The organism is Haladaptatus ordinarius, assembly GCF_054177595.1.
On record NZ_JBPEHH010000127.1, the window covers coordinates 1 to 9,270 of the forward strand.

Annotated in this window: 4 protein-coding genes and 2 pseudogenes; 3 read left to right on the plus strand and 3 right to left on the minus strand. The window is 58.2% G+C overall.

Annotated features, from left to right (window positions below; genetic code table 11):
- Positions 1-261 precede the first annotated feature (261 nt).
- Complete coding sequence (locus tag ACR3FF_RS23770) at positions 262-903, minus strand: helix-turn-helix domain-containing protein (protein WP_458190610.1); 642 nt, start codon at positions 901-903, stop codon at positions 262-264.
- Between the two features lie 333 nt (positions 904-1,236).
- On the opposite strand from ACR3FF_RS23770, the gene ACR3FF_RS23775 reads away from it, so the two are divergent.
- On the plus strand, positions 1,237-4,536 hold the full coding sequence (locus tag ACR3FF_RS23775; RefSeq protein WP_458190611.1) for an MMPL family transporter: 3,300 nt from the start codon (positions 1,237-1,239) through the stop codon (positions 4,534-4,536).
- Positions 4,537-5,327: 791 nt separating this feature from the next.
- Here ACR3FF_RS23775 and ACR3FF_RS23780 read toward each other — a convergent pair.
- A pseudogene (locus ACR3FF_RS23780) lies at positions 5,328-6,286 on the minus strand (PD-(D/E)XK nuclease family protein); the annotation flags it as partial.
- A gap of 400 nt (positions 6,287-6,686) precedes the next feature.
- Between ACR3FF_RS23780 and ACR3FF_RS23785 the strand changes: the two are divergent.
- Positions 6,687-7,988: an aryl-sulfate sulfotransferase gene (locus ACR3FF_RS23785; RefSeq protein ID WP_458190612.1), complete on the plus strand. Its 1,302-nt coding sequence runs from the start codon at positions 6,687-6,689 to the stop codon at positions 7,986-7,988.
- A gap of 106 nt (positions 7,989-8,094) precedes the next feature.
- The gene (locus ACR3FF_RS23790) at positions 8,095-8,784 is read left to right on the plus strand and encodes an SOS response-associated peptidase (RefSeq protein WP_458190613.1); all 690 of its coding nucleotides are present in this window, start codon (positions 8,095-8,097) and stop codon (positions 8,782-8,784) included.
- A 127-nt stretch (positions 8,785-8,911) separates the two neighbouring features.
- Here ACR3FF_RS23790 and ACR3FF_RS23795 read toward each other — a convergent pair.
- A pseudogene (locus tag ACR3FF_RS23795) lies at positions 8,912-9,127 on the minus strand (universal stress protein); the annotation flags it as partial.
- Positions 9,128-9,270: the final 143 nt, after the last annotated feature.

The following is a 9,270-nucleotide window of genomic DNA, read 5'->3' on the forward strand; positions in this document are numbered from 1 at the left end:
CGAAGTAGTATTCGAGCCCGGGTAATTGCTTGAGCACTCCGTTTGCCGTGAGAGACGAACGATTCGAGCTCGGTGCGTTCCTCGTCTGAAAGATCAACCGTATACTCCTTGTTTACCATCTCCTCTCTAACAGATTGTCTCTTAACAATCTATGGTTGACGAAGCACTAGACTCTGTGAATCCAGCCACGAGCCTTTGTCGGATAATGTGAAATCCTGATGCCCAACACTTGGGATCCAATCCTGAAGGGGTGCGAACAGATCACACTTCCATGTGCTCCTTGACGAACCAGTGGATGATGTGACCCTCAGCTCGATGGAGAACGTCGCTACACGTTGCGTTCGCGATGCCGAGCGCCTCAGCCACATCACCCAACGTCGATTCTCGCGGAGCGCGGTAGTAACCGGCTTCGACCGCGGCCATCAGTACTTCTTGCTGACGGTCAGTCAGCAACCGATCCGCCTGGCTTGCATCGATTTCGCGAACGTACTCGATCGAAAAGCCGATCCCCAGTTCATCAAGGTGGTCACGGAGACTCGAGAGACGACTTGTTGACGTTGTCACCTCCCACGTGGCCTTCCCATCCTGGATGTCGAAGGGCATCTTGAGTGGCACACCGGCCCGCCAGACCGGGAGGAGCGGGAGCGGATTTACCGTCTGTATCTGGAGGAGCGCTTCGTCTTCGTATTTCCAGAGCAACTCGAAGTCGTCGATATCGTCGCGGGCCTGAATGTCGGTGATGAGAGGCAGTGGGTCTGTCGCGACAAGTCGGACGAGCCCGATCCCAGTTCCCTCGCCAGGGATACTCGTGACGACTTGGAACACAATCTCCGGATGAGCGGTTGAGAGGTCCCCGATCCAAGTCTGGTCCGGAATGTCGATCCTGAGTTTCGCGTGCGGCATCGTCAGTAGGTCTCCCTAACAAGTCGCTTAAAATAGCGCTAGTTGCGAATATATTAGGTGCCATCTGGAGAGTTCGCACTGACGACTAACCTGTGGAGGGGTATATAACCACGTAATGTCGGTACTCCTCTCGGACACGACGATAGCCGAACCGAATGCACAATCTCATTTCCTCCATATTCACGTAGCCGGGAGGCTGTCTCACGCCAAGTATAGCATTGCAAATGTTGTGTCTCGTGTTCCGTCCACGGCCGAAACCCAGGAGGTGAGTCCGCAGTAATGCTCGATCCAAGCGAATGGATCACGGATAATACTCGGCTCGTTATTGCGGTCATGATTGTCGTGTCCGCGGTCGTTGCTGCCGGTATTCCGATGGTCGAACGTTCGACCTCACTCGACCAGTTCCAGACCGACGCTGACGAGGCCGACGCCCTCGACTACGTCGACGAGAACTTCTCCAGCGGGACGACAGAGACGACGTCTGTACAGGTTATCGTCAAAGACGACGACGTCCTCGACAAGGAGACGCTCGTTTCGATGCTCGAATACGAGCGAACGCTCCGGACCAACGAAACAGTCAACGACACACTGGTCGAGAACAACTCCGTTCGAAGCGTCGCGAATCTGGTCGCGACCGCGGCGATTCGTGACGAACGGGCCGGCGAACTGCAATCCCGCGAGCGCGAGCTCGCCAGGACGGAGGCGGCACTCGCGGATGCCCTCGATTCGCTCGCTCGTGACCCGAACGCTAGTGTCCGACCTGCGTTCGAGGCCGTCGACGTGAACACGTCCGTAAACCTCACTGAGGAAGATTACGAGCTGTTTGCGGACGCCGTCGAGAACCGACGCGGAACGACAGACGGAAACACGACCAACGAAAACGCGACGGCCGCGGCCCAAAACGAGACGAGATCCAGAACCGGGAATATCACGGAACAGATACTCGCTGAGGAGTACACGAGGCTCTCCCAGGACAGGAGGGACCTCGCCACCCTCGACCCTACTCTCGGAGACCAGATCGAAGAACTCCGGTCGATGAACGATTCGGAAGTTGAAACGCTCGCCGCGGACGTACTCGCTGAAAATTCAAGCCAGTCGTCACGGGCACTCGCCTTCATGCCCGACTACTACCAACCGGGATCAACTGCAACCAACGCGACGCTGCTCGTGGTGACCCAGAAGACACCGGGCGGATCGTTCGCACCGGGCGACGCGCCCGATGAGATCGAGGACGCACAGGCCGCCATGACGGATCTTGCGTCGGACGACGATTCGATGTCCGTCCTAATCTACGGGGACGGGATTGTATCCACGGAAATCACGAACTCGATGGTCGATAGCGTCCTGCTGGTCGGTCCACTGGCCGTCGCGTTCGTCCTGCTCGTGTTGGTGGTCGTCTACAGAGATCCGCTTGACGTCCTGCTCGGCCTCCTTGGGATCGCGCTCGTACTCATATGGACGTTCGGCGCGATGGGGTGGTTCGACATCGCGTTCAGCCAGCCGTTCATCGTCGTGCTCGTCCTTCTCATCGGACTCTCCATCGATTACGGACTCCACGTCGTGATGCGCTATCGCGAGGCTCGGGAGTCCAGCGAGACACCTCCGAGTCGCGCTATGGCCGCCGCGCTCGGCAGCGTCGGTGTCGCGCTCGTCTATGTCACTGCAACGACCGTCATCGGGTTCCTCTCGAACCTCACGAGTCCACTCACGGTCTTCCGTGAACTCGGCGTCGTTAGCGCGATCGGGATTGTCGCTACACTCCTCGTCTTCGGTCTCTTCGTCTCGGCCCTGAAAATCGAACTCGATGGAGTCTTCGAAGGTCGGGGAATCGATCGGGTGAAACCAGCTGTCGGAACCGGAGGTGGCCCGGTCAATCGCCTCCTCGATACAGGTGCGACACTGGCTGTGAAGGCTCCATACATCGTCATTGCAGTTGCACTCCTTGTCAGCGCCGCAGGTGCCTACGGGGCGACGGGCATCGACGCCAGCTTCGAGCAGTCCGACTTCCTTGCAGAGGACCCCGCTGACTGGCTGAAAGAACTGCCCGACCCGGTCGCGCCAGGAACGTACACGGCAGAGACGGCCATCGACACGCTAGACCGAGACTTCGTCAGACAGGACACTACGGCCACAATACTCGTCAGGGGCGACGTGACCGACCCCGCGACGCTCGACCGTCTCGACGCGGCACGTGCGAACGCCAGCGATATGTCGGCGACGGAGACATACGCCAACGGCGATGCCGCGGTGACCGACCCGGTAACGGTGATGGACCGAGTCGCAGCGGACAACGAGTCGTTTAACCGAACGTTGGCAGCTGCCGACACTGACGGCGACGGCGTCCCTGACAGGAACGTGACCGCCGTTTACGACGAACTCTATCGGGTCGCTCCCGCGGAGGCCACCAACGTCGTCCACCGTGATGACGGCGAGTACCGGGCGGTCCGGATGATTGTGACCGTCGACGGCGGCGTCGACGATGCAACCGTCCGCGATCAGATGGAGTGGGTCGCCGCCGACGCCGACGGAGAGGGCGTCTCGGCGATCGCGACTGGCGACGTCATCGTCAACCAAATCACGGCCGACCAGCTCGCGGAGACGGCGCTCCTGAGCCTAGTCGTCGCGCTGCTGTCGGTACTTATTTTCCTCGCGGCGGCCTACCGGGTCACTGAAGGGAGCGCCTCGCTCGGCGTCGTCACGATCGTTCCCGTCGCGTTCAACTTGACGTGGGTGCTCGGGACGATGGCGCTGCTGGACATCCCGTTCAACATTGTCACCGGTATGATTACCGGGCTCACCATCGGGCTCGGCGTCGACTACAGCCTACACGTCAGCGAGCGGTTCAACCAGGAGCTTGCCAATGCAGAGACGGTTGCAGCAGCGCTACACGAGACCGTGACTGGTACCGGTGGCGCGCTGCTGTCAAGCGCGGCGACGACGGCCAGCGGCTTCGCCGTGCTACTCGTCGCGATCCTCCCGTTCCTCCAGTCGTTCGGGCTTATCACGGCGCTCACGATTGTCTTCGCGTTCCTCGCCAGCGTGTTCGTCCTACCGAGCCTGCTGGTCGTCTGGGCACGATTCGTGGAACGTGGCCCGTTCACGGAGAGCTCCGACACGGTCCCAGCAACGGAAGACGGGCACGCAGCCGAAGCCAGCCTCGACGCCACGCGCACGGTCCACCGCCCCTACATCTTGCCCGGCCAGTCTATTCCGGTGACGGTCTCGCTCCAGCATGTTCGCAACCGGGTGTTCGTCTTGGAGACAGTTCCCGGCGAGATCGCGGACTTCGAGGTCGCCCCGGAACCCGTCGCCGTGGACCGGAGCGACGGGAGCGTCACAGTCTTCTGGGACCTCGGCGAGTCACCGTCCGTGGCGACCCTCAAATACACGGTCAAACTCCCCAGGGAAGCGACGGACGGCGATGCGGTCACGTTCGAAGGAGTCGTCGAAAACGGGGACGGCCAGCGGTCGGTCGATGGTGACGAGACGGCCGCCGTCGTCGAGGACATCTTCCAGCGGGTTCTCGAACGCGGCACAGTCACTGATGTCGACATCGAGGAGGCCGTTGAACGCGACGACGTCACACCTGCTGAGTTCGACCGCCTTCGCCGTGCCTGGCTCGACGGAAACTGAGTCCGAGAGTATCACGTACGAACAGGGAGGAAGACGAAAAAGACGCGCACGCACTGACCGAAAAGGGTCAATCCACAGTACCGAGAGTAAGGCTATCGAGACGATAAATGACGACAGGCAGGAGGTCGCTGTTGAGTCGGCGAATGTCCATGTCGATCATGGGTCACACGCTAGACAGTTTCTGTACGTCCCTTCGATGAAGGGGGAAGGCACAGCAGTGCTTGCGACGAATCTCCCGATCTGCCGTTCGTTACAGATGAATTATGTCGAAGGGACTAAAAACGTATTATCGTTCGTTACAGACGAACCGTAGTAGGGTTGAAGGACCGCGAGCATGACGTGCTCATCGCCTCAAGCTCATAGCCTCGTAATTACGATACCGAACCGCAACCCCTTCATTGACGAGTCACTCAGCATTCGCTTTCCCACCGTCACGTATCCGAAGAGCTACTCTGTGGATTCCCATCACGAAATCAGGGGTATTCTAAGGGAACTGGAGAAGAGAGTATATGGACGAAGATCACTGGGCAACGTAGGGCCAACGTGCGTTCCGAGCAGTGTTCGACGGTGACCCCGACTGTGTGGGGGCAGCCCCCGGACGTGTGAACATCATGGGCGGGCACACCGACTACAACGACGGGTTCGTGCTACCGGTCGCTATCGACCGTCACACTGTCGTCGCTGGCCGTCGCCGACCCGACGAGACGGTCGTCGTTCACTCGCAGACGCCCGACGAGAAAGCGGAGTTCCAACTGTCTACGCTCGAACTCGCCGTCGGAGCCGTCGTCCGAGAGACGGTCGACCGCGTCTTCCGTAACGCTGTCGTTCAGCATACCAAGCGTCGCGAGTTCATCACGGAATACGTCGAGTGCTGTGTCCGTGACTGCTTCGTAGGACTCGATGGCCGCGTCGAACGTAGCGGTGCGAACCTCCTCCCTGAACTCGAGGAGCCAGTCGACTTCCGGACGATTGAGGTCGTAGAGACGCTTCTCATTGTGTTCGATATCAATCGGCATACCGAGTTGTGTGAGCAGGGGCCTGACGTCTCCGACACGCGTTTCCTGCCCGGCATGGACACTCCGAAGGAGTTGGAGGACTGCTCTGTGGTGAGAATTGTCGTTGAAATCGTGGCCACCGTAGTATGGAATATCTGCTGCTTCGAATGCTGATTCGATGAGCGACGATACTGGCTGGCACCGTCGAGAACGACACCCACGTCGTCGGCATTCTCCTGCGTGAGCGTGTCGAGCACTACGTCAACGAATGCCACTGGTGAATCGAGTATGTGGAAGGGCGGCTGGTCGAACAGTTCGTCAGTAAACGGATCGATCGTCTCGTAGTCTGCTGGAAGAATCGAGCGTTCGAGCGCAGTGAGTTGGTTGATTCCGATGACTGCGACTGACGTATCGGAATCGATGGTGTAGTCGGTAAGGCGTTGGGAGGTCGTATCCATCTCCACAATGCCGTCGACGGCTATTCGTGTCTCGTCCGTCGCAAACGGTTCGTATTCAAGGATGGCGTCGGCAGTACCCTGATACTCCCAGCATTGGAGGATATTCCCGACCGCATAGGATGCTGCCTTCCAATCGAGGTCTGTCGTTTCGATTAGCTCGAGAAACGCGAGTCGGTCTTCGGCTTGGTCTCGACGTCGAGCAGCGAGCATACGAGGTGTGATTGCGAACGATCCAAAATGCGGACGGTCGAGACGTCGGTTCAGTGCCCGTGCCAGCGGCGCGTCTGGCACGAGCACAAGGTCGAAATCCTTGCACTCCTGGTAAAGAGAATCAATAGATTTTGATTATTAATTGACACGTTCTATGGCACTCAAGTGCTGTCCAAAAATGTATCGCAAGATAAGTCAATCTCAAAGAAGAATGTTCGATAAATCACTGCAAAATGTCTAGCCGTGGGCGGACGTGCTTTCTGTTACTGGCTCGACCTTCCCGAAAACGAACCGCAGAGTCCTCCTATCGATGTGAGCGTTAACTCCACCGCAGTACGTCGATTTGGACCAAGTAAACCGGTCTTTTTCGGACATCTACATAGAAAATACTCGCCTTTCGTGTCGGACGCGGGCGCATGCGTCTCGAAAGAGGCGGGACGAAAAGAATCCAAACGCTTTTCGGGGTCTCTTCTAGCACTCTCTATTAATGGATCGTCCCACACGTGGAACCGGGCTCATCCTCATTGGTGTCGTGCTTCTTTCTACAACGCTCGTGGTCAGCGCGGCCCTCGCTCCAGATATCGGTTCCGCTGGAGGGAACGGTGATCACCAGACAGTAGTCGGGTCACAAGGCGGTGGCCCCGGCTGGCACAAGTACGGAAGCGTGTATCACCTTACTGGACGAAATCAAACGTGGCGCGAAGCGAGCGCGGGAAGCTACTTCGACGTTACGAAGACAGACAATGGAACAGTACTCGCGGGGTTCATGGACGACGGCTACCAAAAATGCGGGCCCTATGACTCGCCTTGCGCGCGAACTGGATTTCGCGTCATCGACCCCACACCCTCACCACACGTCGTCTCAGAGTACAGCTTCCCTGTCCGCAACCAAAAGAACAGCGAGGTTCACGACGTCGAGCGCCTTCAGTCAGGCGAATATCTAGTGACTGATATGGAGCACGAGCGCATCTTTACAGTGAAGAACGGGACTGTCACTTGGCAGTGGAACGGTAGTTCATTCTACGATGCGCCAGCCGATCCGACGAAAACGGACTGGTTACACATTAACGACGTTGATGCCATCAGTGACGACCGCTATCTGGTGTCGCTCCGAAATGCAAACCAGTTACTGATTATCGAGCGAGAAAACGGCGTCGTCGAGGTGATCAACAAGGATGACAAGGCAAGTGATGACGGGAGCTGTCGAAAATCAGGGCAGCTAGCCGATTCCGATGGTGACGGCGACATCCAATGTGGTGATCCCTCGGTACTCAACCATCAACATAATCCACAGTGGCTCGGCGATGGGGCGGTACTCGTTGCTGACAGTGACAACGATCGTATCGTCGAACTCCACCGGACTGCCAGTGGTGAATGGGAACCAGTGTGGACAGTCGACAGAGCCGGTGGCGTCCCGTTGAAGTGGCCACGAGATGCCGATCGGCTCCCGAATGGGAATACGCTCATCACTGACACGCTGAACAAACGAATTGTCGAAATCAATGCTTCGGGACGAGTCGTGTGGAGCACACAAACACCACGGATTCCATATGAAGCCGATCGACTGCCAGTCGGTGAAACAGTCGGTGGGCCACAACACGATGGAAATACAGATTCGGTGGTCACACAGCGGCGCGACGTGCCGATACTCTCGACGATGCTCGTAGTACTCCGGGCGATTGTTCCTGCCACACCGTTCTGGTTTGGCATTCCACAATTAGTTGTGTCCCTCGTCTCAGGTGGCTTAATACTGGTTGGAAGTGCACTTCATGTTCGTCGGAGACTGTGACAAGCATCGATATACACAGGTACGTTCAAAATTGTAAACGCAAACAGCTGTTTGAACTACCGGAGCGGTGCCACACCTTGATGCGTCTGTGGCGCGTACAGCGGGTATGTGCGGCCGAAATACGCTCTTCACCGACCAACACACCCTCGAGGAACGCTTCGACGCGCGAATCGTCACCGATGGCGGCTACACACCGCGCTACAACATCGCCCCCGGCGAACCGCTCGAAGTCATCACGAACGAGGCGACCGACGCGATTGACCAGTACCACTGGGGATTCATCCCGTTCTGGGCCGACGAACCAGAAGAGGGAATCATCAACGCCCGCTCGGAAACAGCAGGTGAAAAACGCGTCTTCCAAGAGGCGTGGGAGTCCCGCCCCTGTCTCGTCCTCTCGTCAGGATTCTACGAATGGCAAGCCCAGAACGGCGGGCCAAAACAGCCGTATCGTGTGTATCGAGAGGATAACCCGGCGTTCGCGATGGCCGGACTCTGGGACGTGTGGGAGGGCGATGACCAAACGATTTCGTGTGTGACCATCCTGACGACCGACCCTAACGAGCTGATGACACCGATTCACGATCGCATGCCGGTCGTCCTGCCGAAGGACGACGAGCAGCGGTGGCTCTCAGCTGAGCCAGCAGAGCGCACCGAGTTGTGTCAGCCGTATCCAGTGGCCGACCTAGCCGCGGATGAGATTTCGACGCGGGTCAACAACCCGAGTCACGATGATCCGGCAGTGATCGAACCGCTCGACCACGAACAATCCGGGCTCGGTGAGTTCACTTCAGGGTGACCATCGGAACCAGACCGTCTGTCCTCTTGGGTGCCTGTCCGCTCCCAGTAGTACCGATTTGGCCCTGCCGAAACCCATACTACTCGAGATATCTCGGCAACCGTGCTGAGTAGAGGGCGTGTATCGGTCACCGAACCACGGTCACCGTCACCGGCGCTTCACTAACGACCTTCGTCGCGACCGTCCCGAGAAGGCGCGAGACCAGGCCATCGTTATCGCCTCCGTGGCCACCCATGACGACGTGATCCACGTCGGTCTCGTCGATATACGCGACGATGACCTCGGCCGGGTCTCCGGTCTCGATCACTGTCTCGACATCCTGCCCGTATTCCGCGGCCTGCTCTTGACATCCTCCCGCGCCTGAAGACCTGTCTCTTACCCACAAGTGCTAACGCCGCAGCTGACGAACCGAGGCTGTAAGATGCGGCATGGTTCACATAGTTGGCGGCCTGATATAGATGATGACGGAGAGTTGTGTGACATGGA